The organism is Flavobacterium sp., assembly GCF_043722275.1.
Lineage (GTDB): Bacteria > Bacteroidota > Bacteroidia > Flavobacteriales > Flavobacteriaceae > Flavobacterium.
Map to the genome: position 1 here is coordinate 65,004 of NZ_JAYSPC010000008.1, position 19,737 is coordinate 84,740.

At 35.1% G+C, this 19,737-nt stretch carries 9 protein-coding genes; all 9 read left to right on the forward strand.

The genetic code is table 11. The annotated features are described in order from the left end of the window. The first annotated feature begins 159 nt into the window (after positions 1-159). Complete coding sequence (locus tag ACHZDT_RS01285) at positions 160-1,797, forward strand: hypothetical protein (RefSeq protein ID WP_394772854.1); 1,638 nt, start codon at positions 160-162, stop codon at positions 1,795-1,797. Positions 1,798-2,094: 297 nt separating this feature from the next. Next, complete coding sequence (locus ACHZDT_RS01290; RefSeq protein WP_394772855.1) at positions 2,095-6,186, forward strand: two-component regulator propeller domain-containing protein; 4,092 nt, start codon at positions 2,095-2,097, stop codon at positions 6,184-6,186. Between the two features lie 213 nt (positions 6,187-6,399). Beyond that, complete coding sequence (locus ACHZDT_RS01295; protein ID WP_394772856.1) at positions 6,400-9,402, forward strand: SusC/RagA family TonB-linked outer membrane protein; 3,003 nt, start codon at positions 6,400-6,402, stop codon at positions 9,400-9,402. Between the two features lie 16 nt (positions 9,403-9,418). After that, positions 9,419-10,930: a RagB/SusD family nutrient uptake outer membrane protein gene (locus ACHZDT_RS01300; RefSeq protein ID WP_394772857.1), complete on the forward strand. Its 1,512-nt coding sequence runs from the start codon at positions 9,419-9,421 to the stop codon at positions 10,928-10,930. A 631-nt stretch (positions 10,931-11,561) separates the two neighbouring features. Continuing rightward, positions 11,562-12,740, forward strand: a complete 1,179-nt coding sequence (locus ACHZDT_RS01305; RefSeq protein ID WP_394772858.1) for a glycoside hydrolase family 88 protein — start codon at positions 11,562-11,564, stop codon at positions 12,738-12,740. 99 nt (positions 12,741-12,839) lie between these two features. Further along, on the forward strand, positions 12,840-15,257 hold the full coding sequence (locus tag ACHZDT_RS01310) for a glycoside hydrolase family 2 TIM barrel-domain containing protein (RefSeq protein WP_394772859.1): 2,418 nt from the start codon (positions 12,840-12,842) through the stop codon (positions 15,255-15,257). Between the two features lie 655 nt (positions 15,258-15,912). Beyond that, positions 15,913-17,043, forward strand: a complete 1,131-nt coding sequence (locus ACHZDT_RS01315; protein WP_394772860.1) for a T9SS type A sorting domain-containing protein — start codon at positions 15,913-15,915, stop codon at positions 17,041-17,043. Positions 17,044-17,050: 7 nt separating this feature from the next. Next, positions 17,051-18,862, forward strand: coding sequence for a glycoside hydrolase family 2 protein (locus tag ACHZDT_RS01320; protein WP_394772861.1), 1,812 nt, complete (start codon positions 17,051-17,053; stop codon positions 18,860-18,862). 168 nt (positions 18,863-19,030) lie between these two features. Further along, a complete protein-coding gene (locus ACHZDT_RS01325; RefSeq protein WP_394772862.1) occupies positions 19,031-19,594 on the forward strand; it encodes a DUF2911 domain-containing protein in 564 nt (187 codons plus the stop codon). Positions 19,595-19,737: the final 143 nt, after the last annotated feature.

The window sequence follows — 19,737 nt, forward strand, 5'->3', positions numbered from 1 at the left end:
GTTCAAATTAAATCTGCTCAAATCTGTGAAATCTGCGTGAAAAAATCATTTTAATTCTTTTAAACTTTAACTTAAAATCCTTTTGTGCCTTTGCGCCTTAGTGGCAAGAAAATAGCATTAGCAGCAAAACACTAACTAACCACAAAATAACCACAAAACATGACCCGCCAAACCATCATTATCTGTTGCTGCCTTTTTGTAAATAGTATTATAATCGGGCAACAAACTCCTAAAATACTCACGGATTCTAAAACCAATTTTTTACCTGATTTTAGTTATGTCGGTTATCATTTCGGCGAAAGCCAAATTCCTGAAGTTCAGGGAAAAATCATTAATGCGACTGATTTTGGCGTAAAAGCAAATGACGGTTTAGATGATTCTAAGGCTATATTGAAAGCTGTAAAAGCCGCAAATGCCGTTGACGGAAATGTGATTTTGCAATTACCGGCAGGAAGAATTATTTTAAGCGAAATTGTATATATCGAAAGAAGTAATTTCGTTTTTCGTGGCGCTGGTTCTGGCGAAAACGGAACAGAAATTTATTGCCCGCGACCAATGATGTATCTTAAAGATCCTGAATCTTTAGCAGAACTTAGAGAATATCTTACAACTCTTGATAAAAGACAACGCGAACCTGAAAATAATGTCGATTTGCCTTTCTCACAATATGCGTGGTCAGGTGGATTTATCTGGACGCAAATTCCGGGTGAACGTGTAAAATCTTATTTGGATAAATACGAGCCTACGCCAAATCCGCTTGCTAAGGTGAGTTCCGGAAATATGGGAGAACATGTTATTAATGTTTCTGATGTAAAAGGTTTGAAAGTTGGTGATATTGTAGAACTTCAATTGTTTAATAAAGACGGCGAAAACGGCGAAATTATCAAGGATTTGTACAAAGGCGCGAATGTAAAACCAGGTTCTCATCATTGGAAATTTCCAAAACTTCCTATTGTAAGACAACAAGTTGAAATTACTAAAATTTCGAACTCAAAAATTACAATTAAAACTCCTTTGACGATTGCTATAAAACTCAGTTATCAGGCGCAATTGGTGGAATGGAAACATTTGAACGAAGTAGGAATCGAACATATTCGTTTTGCTTTTCCTGATATTCCAAGAGTTGCGCATCACGTAGAACCGGGAAATAATGCGATATTTTTAACGCGTGTTTTTAATAGTTGGGTGAAAGATGTTACCATTACTAATGCTGATAGCGGAATTCTGGGCGAAGAAATTTCAAATGTTACCATTCAGGATATTGTTACTGATGGTCCGCATATGTCACATTATACGGTGACTTTAGGCGGCGTTCATAATGTTTTGGTCAAGAACTTAAAAATCTACAATAAAGCGGTTCATCCTTTAAGTTTCAACACTTTTGCAACTAAAAACGTGTATCAGAATTGTGAGATTTTTACCGATGCGCTTTTAGATCAACATTCGGGGGCAAATCATCAAAACTTATTTGATCATATTACAGTTCATATTACGCCGGATAAAAACAATAGTTACTATTTATTTGGAGGCGGCGGTGCTGAGTATTGGAAACCTTCGCACGGACCTTTCAGCACGTTTTGGAACTTAAATGTTCAGGTTGAAAATGTTTCTGAAATCACGAAACCAGTTTTACTTTACGGTATGAAAGATGGTCCTTTTGCAAGAATTATTGGTGTGAATGGAAATGCTAAATTCGAAGTAAAATATGATCCTGACGCTTATATTGAGTTTTTGAATACGCCTATGGATAAAATTCCTTCGTTGTATGATTATCAATTGCAAAGACGCCTGAAGTGATTTATGCCACGAAGGCTCGAAGGCACAAAGTTTTTTTTAATAAATTAATCTCGCGAAGTCGCAAAGTTTTTTAAGTAACTATTAAACGCACGGTTTGTTCATTTCGACATTAATTGCACTAAGTTTAAGAAGGAAGAAATCACAGTAGTAATTCGACAAAGATTGGCGATTTTCTATGCGGAGTTTCGTGTGTGATTTCTCCCTTCGGTCGAAATGACATAAAATGAGGAAAACCTTTGCCACTTTGCACCTTTGAACCTTTGCACCTTTGCCTCTTTGCACCTTAAAAAAACCGCTATGAAATACAAAATAGCCTTTCTAGTAATCGTATTTATTTCAGGGAATATATTCTCCCAAAATAAATATCGCCTTAAAAATATCTCGACTACAGACGGACTTTCGCAGAGTTCTGTTATTGCTATTCATCAGGATAAATTTGGGCAAATGTGGTTTGGTACGCGCGATGGTCTGAATAAATACGACGGAAGTAAATTCACGATTTTCAGGAATGATGTTACCAACAAACATTCGATTAGCAACAATGATATTTTATCTATTGAAGAAGATAATACGGGCAAAATCTGGGTTGGAACTTATAATGGTTTGAATTGTTATGATCCTGTAAGCAATACTTTTATACGATATTTACATACGAAAACAAATCATACAATAAGCAGTAACGCCATTTGGTCGATTAGGGAAATTGGCGACGAAATGTGGTTTGGAACTTCGCAGGGATTGACGATTTATAATAAGAAAACCAATAAATTCAGTTCGGTATTTCATTCAGATACTGATAATTCTACGGTTCCGAGTAATAATATTATTACGATTTTAAAATCTAAAAAAGGCGAAATCTGGATAGGAACTACTAAAGGTTTGTGTCAGCTTATTAGTCGGAAAAACGGCAAATTAGCGTTCAAAAATTATCCGTTAAATGCGGTTGATCTTTTAAATGTTCAGGCAATTACCGAAGATGTTTCGGGTGATTTATGGGTTGGAACAAAAAACAAAGGGCTTTTGAAATTCGACAAAACTTCTAATGCATTTGTTTCTTTTTTATCTGATGATAAATACCGCGAAATCAATACGGATATTCGTTCTCTGGCAATTGACAAACAAGGTTCTTTGTGGATTGGCGCGTATGACGGAATCTACATTTTAGGAAAAGACAAGAGCATTCAAAAAATAAATAATAGCAATAACAGCAACGGAATCGACAAGGTAAAATCGATTTTTATGGATCGAAAAGGTTCGGTTTGGATTGGTTGTTATTACAAAGGCGTGAATATTTGGGATATTTCAAATGTGAATTTCTCCAATTACAATCAGAATTCTAAAAAGATTCCGATGAGTTTTGATGTCGTAAGTTCGATTATTGCTGATAAAAATCACAACATTTATTTTGGAACTGAAGGCGGCGGAATTACCATTTATAACAAAAATACCGAAGCTACGAGTTACATTAATAGTAAAAGTGGTCAAACGATTAAAAATGATATAAAATCGATGTGTCTTTCCGGAGATATTTTATGGATTGGAACTTTCTCAAAAGGTTTATCGGCTTATAATACGATTTCAAAAAGAATTGAAGACAATAGAATTGCCGCTGATTTGAATGCATTATTAAAAGAATCCGGCGTTTATTCGATTAAATCAGAAGGAAATGAGATTCTCTGGATTGGTACTTTTGGCAAAGGATTGATTCGGTACAATACAGTTTTTAAAACGTTTGAAACTATCGAAAATGATACTGCAAAAACCAATTATCTGACCAATAATATTGTTCGCACGATTTTAGTTGATCAAAAAAATGGCGTTTGGGCAGGAACTCAAAACGGACTGAATTTTATTCCGTTTAAGGATTTTTCTTCTGATAAATATTCGATAAAACATTTCTTTTTCGATTCATCGTCTTTATCCGGCGATGATATTCTGACTTTGTTTCAGGACAGTCAAAAGAAAATTTGGGTGGGAACAAAAGCTAAAGGCCTGCATTATTTTGACGGAAAAAAATTCAACAAAATCAATTTAAGAGTTGGAAATACGGTCATAACATCGATACATTCTATTTTAGAAGATGATGATAAAAACTTATGGATTAGTACGAATCAGGGAATTATAAAATACAGTACAACACAAAAAACAGTTGTAATTTATGACCAGAAAGATGGATTGGCGAGTAATGAATTTAATGATAATTCGGCTTTAAAATTAGATTCGAATCAGTTTTATTTCGGAAGTCCGTCTGGTGCGACTTATTTTGATGCCAAAAAAATCTCTTTGAATCGATATGCTCCTCAGGTTTTAATTACCAATTTAAAAATCAAAAATGAAACGATTCATCCCAATGATTCGGTTGGAGTTTTAGAAAAAAGTATTGGTTATACCAAATCTATTACGCTGGATTATGACAAAGCAAATTTCTCGATTGATTTTTCAATTCCAAATTACATTCGATCAAAAAACAATGAATATAGTTATCGTTTGGTTGGACTTGAAAACAACTGGACAACGACTAAAAATACCGAGGCTATTTTTGCAATCCAGAATCCCGGAACGTATACTTTTGAAGTTCGCGGTTCAAACAATGACGGCGTCTGGAATAAAGTTCCAACCACATTAACCGTTATCGTAAATCCTGCGCCGTGGCGCAGTATCTGGGCGTTTTTATTGTACGCAATAATCATTGGTTTAGGATTATACGGTTTAATCTGGATTATGAAATCAAAAGCCAGACTGAAACAAAAACTGGAACTGGAATATCTGGAAACCAAACGAATTGAAGAAAATAACCGTGCAAAACTGGATTTTTTCACTAATATTTCGCACGAATTCAGAACGCCTTTGACCTTGATTTTGGGACCTTTGCAACAAATTCTTGCCAATTATAACGGAACGAATGAAATGTATAAAAAGTTGCTGGTTATTGAAGGAAGCGCGAATCATCTTTTAAGTCTGATTAACCGTTTAATGGATTTCAGGAAACTTGAAAATCATCAGGTTATGCTGGAATCGGCTGAGGGAAATATCGTCAAATTCACTAAGGAAATCTTTTTATCATTTATCGAATATGCAAAAGATGGCGGTTATACGTATACTTTTGAATCATCTGAAGAAGAAATTCCGGTTTATTTTGATCGTTATAAACTGGAACGTGTTTTTTATAATTTGATTTCGAATGCTTTTAGATATACTCCGAAAGGCGGAAATATTCACTTGAAAATATCTCATGATAACGAAAATCTTTTTATAGCCGTAGAAGATTCAGGAGCCGGAATTGCGGAAGAACATAAAGACAAAATTTTTGATTTATTTTTTGAAGTTCCTATGCACAATAATGTCAAGAAAAATTACAATAAAGGAACCGGAATTGGACTTTCGATCGTGAAAAATATTGTAAAACTCCATAAAGGAAATATTGAAGTTACAAATAAAGAAACTGAAGGCGTTGTTTTTAAAGTAACGCTTCCGCTTGGTCGCGAACATCTTCTGGACAATGAAATTATTACCGATTTTAAAATTAGTGATGATATTTCGCAGTATAATATTCAATTAGAAAAATCGGCAATAACAGAACCGGACGATATTGACGATTTTGTGGTAAATGACGAAAAACAAACAATTTTGATTGTTGAAGACCATAAGGTTTTACGATCGTTCATGAAAAATTTACTAAAAGAAGATTACAATATTATTGAAGCCGAAAACGGAAGAGTAGCTTTTGAAAAAGCATTGCACCATATCCCGAATCTTATTATAAGCGATGTTATTATGCCTGAAATGGTAGGAACTGAACTTTGCTCAAAGATTAAGGAGAATTTAAAAACCAGTCATATTCCGGTTATTTTACTGACTTCGAGAACTTCATTAGTTTATAAATTTGAAGGACTTGAAAGTGGCGCTGATGATTATATTAGTAAACCTTTTAATTTAATTGAATTTAAACTTCGGGTAAAAAACCTTTTAAATTCTACAGAACGTTTGAAAAACAAGTTTTCAAGCGAGGATAATTTTATACCGTCGGAAATTACGGTTTCATCATTAGACGAAGAATTATTGAAGAAAGCATTCAAAATTGTCGAGGAAAATATTTCGAACGAGCAATTTGATATTCCGTTTTTTTGTACGGAATTAGGTGTTAGCCGCACGATGTTATTTTTGAAAGTGAAAGCGTGGACAAATTTTACGCCTAATGAATTTATTCATGAAATACGTTTAAAACGCGCGGCTCAATTATTAGAACAAAACAAATTAAATGTCTCGGAAGTAAGTTATAAAGTTGGTTTTAATAATCCGAAATACTTTAGTAAATGCTTCCAGAAAAAGTACGGCGAAACACCCACTCAGTTCGCTGACAAGTTTTTTAAATCTTCGCAGGTTTTTTAGGGAATTCGTTATTTTAAAGGGATTAAAAAAGGGTATCTGTATTTTTAGATACCCTTTTTTGTATTTCTATATCGTTTGCGCCTGCTACATTTGCCATTATGAAAACCAGGAAAACGAAATTCATATTGCTGCAAATTCTATTTGTAATTATCATAATAGGAATGAGTTTATTGATTTTTTATTTTATCTAACATTAACCTAAAACCAAAATGAATGTTTACAATCCAAAATTTAAAATCGCTTAAATGGTGTTTGCTGGTAACTTTTTTACTGGCGAATATTGTTATGAATGCACAGGAAAAAAAAGTCACCGGAAAGGTCACTTCCAGCGAAGATTTACTCGGACTTCCTGGTGCGAATGTTTATATTAAAGGATCGTCTGTTGGCGGATCTACAGATATGGATGGAAATTACAGTGTTTTTGTTTCTGAAAAAAACGCTGTCTTAGTTTTCAATTATGTCGGATATCAAACGGTGGAAATTCCGTTAGGGAATAAAACTGTAGTGAATGTGAGCTTAAAACCAGATACTAAAAATCTTGACGAAGTAATTGTTGTAGGTTACGGAACTCGTAAAAAGAGCGACATTACAGGTTCTGTATCATCTGTAACGGCAAAAGAGCTGAACGCTTACCCAACATTAAATGCTGAACAGGCTTTACAAGGTCGTGCAGCGGGGGTTTCGGTACAATCAAATAATGGTGGTGAACCGGGAGCGCCTGTAAAAATCAGGGTTCGTGGAGGAACTTCGATCAATGCTAGCGGTGATGCGCTTATTGTGGTTGATGGTTTTGCGGGAGTTGCAATGCCGTCGCCAAGTGATATTGCTTCTATTGAGGTTCTTAAAGATGCATCGGCAACGGCAATTTACGGTTCCAGAGGTTCAAACGGGGTTATTATGGTGACGACTAAAAAAGGTAAACCGGGAAAACCAGTGATCGAATTCAGTAATTCAACTTCGGTGCAAACCGTAAACAATAAACTGGATTTATTAAACGGAGAACAATTTGTAGCCTATAGAAAAAGTTTTACAACGCATACTGATGGCGGTGCAAATACAGACTGGCAGGATGTGATTTATCGCGAAGGAATGATTTCGAATACACAATTGTCATTTTCAGGAGGTTCTGATAAAGTGAGATATTATGTTTCCGGAAATTACTACAATCAAAACGGGGTTGTAATCAATTCAGGAATAGACAAATACACGATTGTAAGTAATCTTGAAGCTGATTTATCTGATAATTTTAAAGTGGGCTTGAATTTATTTCAAAGCAAGCAAAATAAGGAAGGAATCATTAGCCAGACTGGCGCGGGAGGAACTGGTGCTGCGGGTGTAATTGCTGCGGCGTACAGATTTATGCCGGATAAAGGAATTTATAATGCTGACGGATCTTATACTACAACGGCTCCAATTGGGGACGATATAGATAATCCGTATGCAACCGCGATGGACAATGTATTGGAAACGGTTTCAATTGTAAACAGAAGTAACTTTTTTGCACAATATAAAATCACAAAAGATCTTGACTTTAAAACTACTTTAGGATTAACAGATAATAACTCGCAAAGCGGAAGGTTTATTCCGTCAACTTTAATTGCAGGAAAAAATATTAAAGGTGAAGCTTCTGTAAACAACACAAGATTTTCTTCTTTTTTGACTGAAAATTATCTTACGTATAAAAAAGAAATTATCGACAAAGGAATCCTGACGGTTCTTGGTGGTTATTCGTATCAAAAAAATAAAAACGAAAGTTCATTTGCCGCTTCAAGAGGATTTTTAACAAACACGAATTCCTATCGCAATTTAGGCGCGGGAACTGTTTTCTTAAAACCGGATTCTAATTTATCTGAAACTGAATTGATTTCGGCTTTTGGGAGATTGAATTTTGATTATGATGATAAATATTTGTTTACGTTTACGGCGCGTCGTGATGGTTCTTCAAGCTTTAGTAAAAACTATAAATACGGAACTTTCCCTTCCGGAGCTGTGGGATGGAATATCAGCAAGGAAAACTTTTTGAAAGATAATAAAACGGTTTCTAATCTTAAATTAAGAGCGAGTTACGGAGCAACAGGAAATCCATCGATTGGCGCCTACTCTACTTTATCCAGATTTTCTGAAATTTATGATGTAAGCGGCGATATTATCGTAAATGCGGTTCAGTTGACTTCATTGGATAACCCGAATTTAAAATGGGAAACATCCTACCAACAGGATTACGGAATTGATCTGGGTTTATTTGATAACAGAATTAGTATTACTGCCGATTATTACAAAACAATTACGAAGGATTTATTGTTCAACAGACCTTTACCGGGGGTTTCAGGAATTGCTTCTCAGCTTCAAAATGTTGGGGAATTAGAAAATAAAGGTTGGGAATTAGGCTTGAATACTAAAAACTTTATTGGGGCAGATTTTACGTGGTCAACGAGTTTTAATATTTCTTCGAATAAAAACAAAGTATTAAAATTAGCCGATAATAAAGATCTTTTAATCAACTCTACGCCAGGACATTTCCTTGCCACAGATTCTCAAATTTTGAGAATTGGGCAGCCGGTTGGTTCGTTCTTCGGGTTTGTTTATGATGGTGTAATTCAGCAGGGAGAAGCAGTTCTTCCGGGGAATTTTGAAACTATTGCGGGTGGAGAAAAATTCAAAGATGTTAATGGCGACGGAAAACTGGATTCTAATGATAAAACGATTATCGGGAATCCAAATCCTAACTTTATTTTTGGTTTGAATAATGATTTCACGTATAAAAATCTTGACCTGAATATCTTCTTTCAGGGTTCTGAAGGAAATGAAATCCTGAATTATACTTTAATGGAATTAGCGTCAGGAAACAACAATGCAACTACTGAAGTTCTGGATGCCTGGACACCAACGCACACGGATACAAATGTGCCAATAAATGCTGCAAGAACTAAAAGAGTTACTTCAAGGTTTGTTTATGATGCAAGTTATATTCGTCTAAAAAACATTTCGATAGGATATAGTTTAGATGAAAAAGTGGTTTCGAAAATTGGTTTGAATAAAGTTCGTTTCTACATCAGTGCACAAAATTTATGGACAATTACCAATTATCCGGGTTCTGATCCTGAGGTAAATTATCTGAATGATACGAATGCCAGAAGTAATACAAATTTAGGTTTGGATTATGGAAGTTACCCGAATGTAAGAACTTTCACTTTTGGTTTTACTTTAAAATTTTAGTTTAAAAAATAATATTATGAAAAAATATATAGCTTTTCTTTTCTTGGGAATATTCGCTTTTGGATGTTCAGATTTAGAAGAACATCCGGTGGGAATTATTCGTCCTGATAACTTCTTTAATAATACAGATGATTTGCAAGCCGCTGTAAACGGGGCTTTTGCTAACATTGCGCACAATAATTATTGGGGTCGTGAATTTACAATCGCCCTAATGTTGCGCGATGATATGGCTGATATTGGCGACAGAACGACTCAGGCTGCGCGTATTGATGTTAATGATATGAGTATGAATGATACAAATGCGCTTGTTGCTAACTTTTGGCCACAATCGTATATCATAATTACAGCGGCAAATCAGGCAATTGAAGGCGCTAAAAAAACGCCCGGAGATCCTGCAAAAGTAAATGCAATTGTGGCTCAGGCTTATTTTGCAAGAGCCTTTACGTACTATCATTTGGTTCGAATTTTTGGAGATATTCCGTATGTTGATTTTGTTGTAAGCGATGTTTCGCAGGTAAATTCTTTAAGCAGAATGAAGGAAGCTGATGTTTACCCAAAAATTATTGCCGATCTGGAATTTGCAAAACAATGGCTGGAAGACAAACCAAAAGTAAAAGCGGTTCCCGGAAAAGGTACTGCGGCGGGTTATTTGGCTTCGGTTTATCTGACTTTAGGAAATTACCAAAAAGCCTATGATGAATCGAAATATGTGATTACAAACGAAGCTAAATTTGGTTTAGGTTTAGATGCTGATTTTCAGGATTTGTTTAATGCTACAAAAACCGCAGCGTTAAAAGAACCTTTATTTACTATTGACTTTAACAATCTGGTTTCAGGAAATTACGGTCAGGATTATACGGCATTTTTTACGGGATCATTAAAAGATGACAGTTACAGTTACGGACAAGGATTTTCGGTTGCGGTTCCTTCTTTAAAAGTGTTTAACGATTGGGACAAAAGAGATTATAGAAGAGCGGTTAGTTTTGATACTATTATCAGAAAAAAAACGGGTCCGGGAGCTTTGCAAATTTTCCCTTCAAGTGATAATGAGAAAGCGCCACGTCCGCATATTGCAAAATATTACCGTTTTCCGGGAAAAGCCGGAGCAAACGGTCGAACTTCTCAGCACAATTATATCACAATGCGTTACGCCGAAGTGTTGTTAACTGCCGCCGAAGCCTTAAACGAAATTACGCCGGGAACTACAGAAGCTGATGGTTATGTAAACCGAGTGCGCGCAAGAGCGAGAAATAAAGCCGGAAAACTGGTTTCGTTTCCTGCAAATGTTACGCCGGGTTCCTCTCAGTCTGATTTTAGAAAAATGGTTATTAATGAAAGAAGGTTAGAACTGGCTTTTGAATATATCAGATGGTACGATATCAAAAGATTGAAAAACGGTCCTGAAGTTTTTGGTCCAAATGGTTTTGAGCCACATACTTTTGATCCAAACAAGGATTATTTGTTTCCATTACCGGGAACTGAGTTAGCAATTAATCCTAATTTGAAACCGAATAATCCCGGGTATTAAAATAAATTAAAAATTTAGAATTAAAAATTAAAAATCTTTGAAATCGCAATTACGTTAATAGCTATGTTTTGTTTTCATGCAAATTTTATTCACATTTTTGTCATTTCGACAGAGGAGAAATCTCCGCAAGTAGCTCGACAAGATTGGCGATTTTGCATGCGATGAATGGATTAAAATCCATCCCTACAAAATAGATCGAGCCTAAGGCTCTTTTTTAAAAGTTCCGTAGGAACAATCTATATTATAGCCAGGGATTTTAATCCCTGGAAAACAAGTAGCTCGACAAAGATTGGCGATTTAGCATGCAGAGTTTCTAGTGAAGATTTCTCATTCTTCGGAATGACAAAAACTATCACAGATTTTTATTTTAACACATAGGGACATAGGTTTTTTTCTAAAATAAAAATTAAAATAAATGACAAATCATTACACATAGCTATGTGTTTTGATGTAAGTGAAACGCCTTTTTTAAGCTATGAAATACTATGTTTCTATGTGTTTAATTTTCTCTCGCAGATTTTGCAGATTGAGCAGATTTATTTTTTTAATCTTTTTAATCCTTTTAATCTGTGGTAAAATAATTTTATTCCAAAACATGTTTCTATAGATTACACATTAAAATAAAATATAAATGAACAGAGTTAGTTTTTTTGCTTTAATTCTTGGGTTTGCATTGCTGGTAACAGCGTGCAAATCCGGGATTAATTCTACAACAAAAAATACAGCTGCAACAGCAGAACATCTTCTGGATACGAGATACAAAATGTTACTTGATTATCCGGTTGATTCTATGTCGATGCCACGAAGTATGACGATCAAAACAAATGAAATCAAAAAAGTTCCTTCAAGAGACTGGACAAGCGGATTTTTTGCCGGAAATCTTTGGCAATTGTACCGATTAACAGGAAATGAGGATTATAAAAAACAAGCTGAAAAATGGACGCTTTTCAGCAAAAAAGAAAGCGTAAACAGAAATTCTCATGACGTAGGTTTCAAAGTTTATTGCAGTTATGGCGAAGCTTTAAAAGTCGAAAACAAACAAGAATACAAAGACGTCATCATCAAAGGTGCTGAAACTTTATGCTCGCGTTTTGATCCAAAAGTTGGCGCAATTCGTTCTTGGGATTTCAACAAGGAAATTTGGGATTATCCTGTAATTATCGATAATATGATGAATCTTGAATTGCTTTTTGAAGCCACAAAACTATCCGGTAATAAAAAGTATCAGGATATTGCGATTCAACATGCGAACACCACTTTAAAAAATCAGTTTAGAGACGACAATAGTTGTTATCATGTGATTGATTACAATCCAACTACAGGAGCTGTCAGAAAAAAAACGACGCTTCAGGGATATAATGATGATTCGGTTTGGGCGCGCGGACAAGGTTGGGCGGTTTATGGATTTACAATGTCGTATCGATATACAAAAGATCCTGCGTATTTAAAACAAGCCGAAGCAACCGCAAAATTTTTCATAAATAATAAAAATTTACCCGAAGATGGGATTCCGTATTGGGATTTTAAAGATCCTGGTATTCCAAATTCACCGCGCGATGTTTCTGCTGCAACCGTTATGGCTTCTGCTTTGTATGAATTATTCGGTTATACTAAAAACAAAACTTATTTGGCTTTCGCCGATAAAATAATGGCGACTTTATCTTCTGATAAATACATTTTAGATCCAAAGATAAACGCACCTTTTATATTGGATCACAGCACGGGAAACTGGCCAAAACACGACGAAATCGACGAACCTATTATCTATGCCGACTATTATTTTCTGGAAGCATTGTTGAGAAGAAAGTAAAATGAGGTGCAAAGGTACAGAGGTGCAAAGTGACAAAGGTTTCAGCTTTGAACCTTTGGGCCTTTGCCTCTTTGAACCTAAAAAAAACCTTTATATTTTATGAAAAAACTACCGTACCATTATAAACCGTTTTCGATTTTTGCTTTCCTTGTTTTTTTTACTTTTCTAAGTAATTCATTTGGTCAGACGAAAACTAATATTAATGAAAATTGGCTGTATTTAGAAAATCATACGCCAAATCTTAGCGATGCACAAAAAGCAATTAATTGGAGCGAAATTAATTTACCGCATACCTGGAATGCCGAAGATGCAACGGATTTAAATCCGGGTTACAGACGTGATGCAAGCTGGTATCAAAAAAAGTTGAACATTGCTTCGATAGATAAAAACCAGCGTTATTATATCTATTTTGAAGGATCAAATGTAACGACAAAAGTGTACGTAAACGGTAAAGAAGCCGGCGGACATATTGGCGGTTATATTGGGTTTACAATTGATATTACCAATTTTATTAAGGAAGGAAACAACGAAATTTTTGTACGGGTTGATAATAGTTATGATATTGAAATCATTCCGTCTCAAAAAAGCGATTTCTTTATTTATGGCGGAATAACCCGCGATGTCTGGTTATTGTCTAAATACAAAAATCATATTGAGAATTTAAAAATTACAACTCCTGAAGTTTCGGCTAAAAAAGCTTCTTTGAATATTATTGCTTCAACTATCAATTCTGATAATACAAAAGATCTATCGTTAACCGTGATTCTTAAAAATCCTAAAGGGAAAAAGATTGCGAGTAAAACGATTCCGGTTTTGGATAAAACAACAACAATCAAATTTGAGAATTTAAAAAATCCTGAATTATGGGATACTCAAAAACCAAATTTATATAAAGTAATTGCTTTTTTATCGGAGAAAAAACAAATCAGAGACAGCTTAAACGAAAAAGTCGGTTTTAGATGGTTTGAGTTTAAAGATCACGGTCCGTTTTATTTAAACGGAAAACGATTATTGATTCGTGGTACACATCGTCATGAAGAACAAGCGGGAGTTGGTGCTGCGATGTCGAACGCACAACATCGCGCTGATATGGAATCGATTAAAAAAATGGGCGCAAATTTTGTTCGTCTGGCACATTATCCGCAAGATCCTGAAATTTATAAAGCCTGTGATGAACTGGGTTTATTGGTTTGGGATGAATTGCCGTGGTGTCGTGGCGGAATTGGTGATGAACTTTGGCAAACGAATACTAAAAATATGTTGGGGGAAATCATCAACCAAAATTACAATCATCCAAGTATTATAATCTGGTCGCTTGGCAATGAAATGAATTGGTTACCTGATTTTCCTGATGGAGATAATACGGAAAAAACAAATGTTTTTTTAACCGAATTAAACGACATCGCCCATAAAATGGACCCAACGCGAAAAACAGCGATTAGAAAGTACTATGAAGGTTCGCAAATTGTCGATGTCTTCTCGCCTTCTATTTGGTCTGGTTGGTATTCAGGAAGTTATAAAAACTACCAAAAAGCGATTGACGTTTATAAAAAAGAATACAAACATTTTATTCACGCCGAATATGGCGGTGATAGCCACGTAGGCCGTCACAGCGAAAATCCTATAACGGGTGAAAACATTATAAAAGCCGAAGGTTGGGAAGAAGCAATTGTACAAACCAAAGTGGCCAATATTGCGCAAATTGGCGATTGGAGCGAGAATTATATTGTGGATTTATTTGACTGGCATTTGCATATATCCGAGAATGATCCAATGTTTGTGGGAAATATTCAGTGGGCGTTTAAGGATTTTGCAACGCCGTTACGTCCCGAGGATGATATTCCGTACATGAACCAAAAAGGGCTTGTGGACAGAAACGGAAATCCTAAAGATGCCTATTATGTTTTTAAAAGTTATTGGAGCGATGAGCCGTTCACCTACATAGAATCACATACCTGGACGGAAAGACAAGGCCCTGAAAATACGCCAAGAACTTTGAGTGTTTTTAGTAATTGCCCTAAAGTAACTTTATTCCATCAGGGGAAATCGCTTGGAGAAAAACAACGAAATCTTTCGCTTTATCCCGCAAATGGCTTAACTTGGGATGTCAATTTTAATAAAGGTGAAAATATCCTGATCGCGATTGGTGAAACAAAAGACGGAAAAAAGGTTTCGGATACTATTAAGGTAAATTATCGTTTTAATAAAAATGATACGGCAACTTCTTTACAATTGTTATCTGAAAAATTAAAAAATGGCAATTATCTCATTACGGCAATTGCAATTGACAACAACAATTTGCGTTGTTTAGATTATGAGGAAAGTGTTTATTTTCAATGTATAAAAGGTGGAAAAACCATGAAAAGTCAAGGAACGCCAACGGGAAGTGAATCTATAAAAATGGCAAACGGAAAGGCTTCTATCGAAGTTGTACCTGATGGAAACGGAATTCCGATTGAAATGACGGCTTTGAATCAGAGTTTTAAAGGGGAATATTTGAAGATTGAGACGAATTAATCGTGCGCAAAGTCGCAAAGTTTTTTACCACTCCCGATAGCTATCGGGATAAAATAATTTTGTTTCACGCAGATTTTAAAAAGATTTGAGCAGATACAAACAGATTTTTTATCATCATACTTACGGCCTAGTTTGTCATTTCGACGCAGGAGAAATCTTCACGAGAAGCTCGACAAAGAATTTTCCGGTTGTTTTGTCATCCTGACAGAGAAAGGATCACACTAGAAACTCCGTACAGAAAGTCATAATCTTTGGCGAGTTACTTACGGAGATCCTTCGTTCCTCAGGATGACAAGATTGGGTATAATCAATCTTTACTGTCTAGTTTGTCATTTCGACGCAGGAGAAATCTTCACGAGAAGCTCGACAAAGAATTTTCCGGTTGTTTTGTCATCCTCACGGAGGAAGAATCACACTCGAAACTCCGTACAGTAAGTCATCATCTTTGTCGATTTGCATGTATGATCCTTCGTTCCTCAGGATGACAAGATTGGTATAATAATCTTTGTAGAGTTACTTACGGAGATCCTTCATTCTTCAGGATGACAACATTGGGTATAATCAATCTTTGTAGAGTTACTTACGGAGATCCTTCATTCCTCAGGATGACAAGATTGTGTGTAATCTTTGTTCGAAATATAAAAAACAGCAAACTATGAAAAATATAACCTATTACGGAATTGCTCTAATATTAACAAGTTTTACAACCAACGCTCAAGTCATATTAAATGCTGATGGTCCGGGCGGAGTTGGAACTTATGAATTAATTACAAATGCTCTGGCACCCGGAACGGCAAATGGCGCTATTGAAGCTCCTGATGCGATTCATCCCGGTTTTGGGCGGCATATTGCTGAAGTTTTTGATACGGAGCTGAATAAAAATGTTTTCGAGTTTTATTCTCATGTGAGTAATACACCGCCGGATAATGAGCCTGTTGCCGGAAAAACGGACAGGCAACGTGTTGAGATAAAATCCTATGCTCCGTCACCGGATAATTTAAAGGGAATCATTGGCGAAACGGTGCAATACAAATGGCGTTTTAAAGTGCCTGTTGATTTTAAACCAACTACAAGTTTTACGCACATTCATCAGGTAAAAGCGGTGGATGGCGATGATGATGATCCGCTTTTTACTTTGACCTTGAGGAAATTATCGAACGGCGGAACCCGACTGGAATTAATTTATGACAAAGATGCAGCGGCGGCAACCGTAAAATATCAAACGCCAAATATGTCTTTGTTTGAAGGTGTTTGGGTTGAAGCAACGGAAACTATAAAAGTCGGTTTGCAGGGAACTTATGCCATTATTATCAAAAAAGTAAGTGACGAAACTGTTTTAATGAATTACAATAATCCTGATATTCAAACGATTCGTCCGGCGTATACTTCGGGAACCGGGGTTGTTTATGCAGCAAATTCTTTTATAAGACCTAAATGGGGAATTTATCGCAGTTTGACCGATATTGCAAATATGAGAGATGAAGCAATTCGTTTTTCGGATTTTAGTATTGAGGAATTAACGACTACTTTATCTGCCAAAGAAAATTCAATTGAAAAAACTGAGATACAATTTCCAAATCCTGTTGCAGATAAACTTCAACTTTCTGAGGCTATTCTGAATCAATACAACGAAATCAAAATCTATGATAGTTCAGGAAAACAAGTTCTTATTAACGATACTATTTCTGAGAATGTGAATGTTTCTGCTTTAAAATCGGGACTTTATATTGTTAAGTTCAAAAAAGGAAATACGTTATCAAAAGGCATTAAAATGATCAAAAAATAAATTATCCATGAAAAAACTAATCACTTTATTATTACTGACCACTGTCTTTATCGGGCAGGCACAAAATCTGATTTCGAACGTTCCTAATCGAGCTGTAACTTCATTAAACGGCGTTTGGAATTATATTGTTGATCCTTATGAAACTGGGTTTTACAGTTTTCATCACGATCAATACGACAAACAAACCAAACCATCAAATGCGGCATTTTTTAATAATTATCATGCAGTAAACAAGCAGGAATTGGTAGAATATGATTTTGATAAATCAGAAAAAATAACAATTCCGAGTGATTGGAATTCGCAAATTCCGGAACTTAAATATTACGAAGGAAATATTTGGTTCAAAAAATCTTTCGATTATGATTTGAAGGATAAAAAACGTCTTTTTGTTTATTTCGGAGCGATTAATTATAAGTCGGATATTTATTTAAACGGTAAAAAACTGGGAACACATGAAGGTGGATTTACGCCTTTTAATTTCGAAATTACATCAATTGTTAAGCCAAAAGACAATTACTTAGTTGTTAAAGTGGATAATACACGTCATAAAGAAGATGTGCCAACAACGAATACAGATTGGTGGAATTATGGCGGAATCACGCGTGATGTTACTTTAATTGAAGAAAATGAAGCTTTTATTGAAGATTATAATATTCAGCTTAAAAAAGGAAATTCGGCTTTGATTTCCGGTTTTATTAAAGTGAATAATTTTACTTCGGAACAAAATAATATTTCGATTTCAATTCCGGAATTAAAAATCAATTATAAAGGAAAAATTGGAACTGACGGAATTGTAAACTTTGAAATTCCTGCGAAGAAAATCTCATTTTGGTCGCCTGAAAATCCTAAATTATATGAGGTTACGATTGATTTTAACGGACAAAAACTAAAGGATAATATTGGTTTTAGAACTATTGAAACTCAGGAAGACAAAATTTTACTGAACGGAAAACAAATCTTTTTACGCGGAATTTCTATTCATGAAGAAAATGCAAAAGGCGGAAGAGCAAATTCTGAAGAAGATGCTTTGCGATTGTTAAACTGGGCTAAGGAATTGGGTTGTAATTATGTTCGACTGGCGCATTATCCTCATAACGAAAACATTATCAGACAAGCGGATAAATTAGGTTTAATGGTTTGGGAGGAAATTCCGGTGTATTGGACGGTGGAATTCACTAATCAAAATACTTATAAAAATGCCGAAGATCAATTGACAACAACCATCACGAGAGATAAAAACCGAGCTTGTATTATTATCTGGTCAATGGCAAATGAAACTCCAATTTCTGATGCGAGAAATACTTTTATCAAAAATTTAGTAGATCACACAAAATCACTGGACAATACAAGATTAATCAGCGCGGCTTTATTAACGCAAAGCGGCAACGGTTTTGGGACTATAAATGACGAAATTGGTCAATATCTGGATATTATTTCGTTCAATCAATATTTAGGATGGTATGGCGGAAATCTTGAAGATGCTGAAAAAATTCTTTGGAAAACAAAATACAACAAACCTGTAATTGTTTCTGAATTTGGCGGAGATGCAAAACAAGGTTTACACGGAGAAAAAAATGAGCGCTGGACTGAGGAATATCAGGAATATTTATACATTCAGAATTTGAAAATGATCGAAAAAATACCTCATCTAAGTGGATTAAGTCCGTGGATATTAGTTGATTTCAGATCGCCAAAAAGGTTACTTCCGGGAATTCAGGATGGTTATAATCGTAAGGGATTAATTTCAAACGATGGCAATAAAAAGAAAGCTTTTTATATCATGCAGGATTGGTATGCTAAAAAGAAAAAAGAGTACTAGAATTTTTCTTTTATAAAATGACAGATAAAAAAACAGGAAACCTTTATATGTCATTATAAATTAAACATAAAAACTGTTATCAATTCATTAACAAAAAAGAAACTGTAATTGTATGATTTCTCTTTAGGATTCTCTTACTTTGTATGAACCCTTATAAAATATTATTCTATGAAAAAATTTAGTTTACTGGCAATTATTTTGTTAGTTGCAATTTCAGTAAAAGCTCAGGATGTAGTAAAATTTGCTCCGCTGGACGCAAGTCCGGTTGATATTTCTTATTTCCCAAATAAATCGGTTAAATTCAAAAAAACTGATACTCCTTCACCGGTAATTAAAGTTACGTATGCAAGACCTTCTGCTAAAGGACGTGTTGTTTTTGGTGAAGTACTTAAGTTTGGTGAAATGTGGAGAGTTGGTGCTAACGAAAACACGGAGATCAAATTCTACAAAGCGGTTACAATTGACGGAAAAAATATTCCGGCTGGAACGTACAGTTTATTTGCTATTCCTGAAAAAGATAAATGGACAATTATTATCAATAAAGAGCTTGATATGTGGGGAAATTATGCCTACGATGAAAGCAAAGATATTGCAAGAGTTTCTGTTCCTGTAAAACCGGTTTCAACTCCAATCGAAGCTTTATCAATTGCTTTTACATCTCAGGGATCTGTTGCAAACCTGGTAATTGGATGGGATAAAACAACGGTTGAAGTTCCTATTACAATCAAATAATTTATCATTGAAACAAAATATTAAGAGATGCTACGTAAAAATAGTGTCTCTTTTTTTGTTTAATAATGATGGTCAATTTTACTGTAACTAACTAACCCGTTGAATTTAATTAAACATATAGATTCAGAAATATATTTTACCGG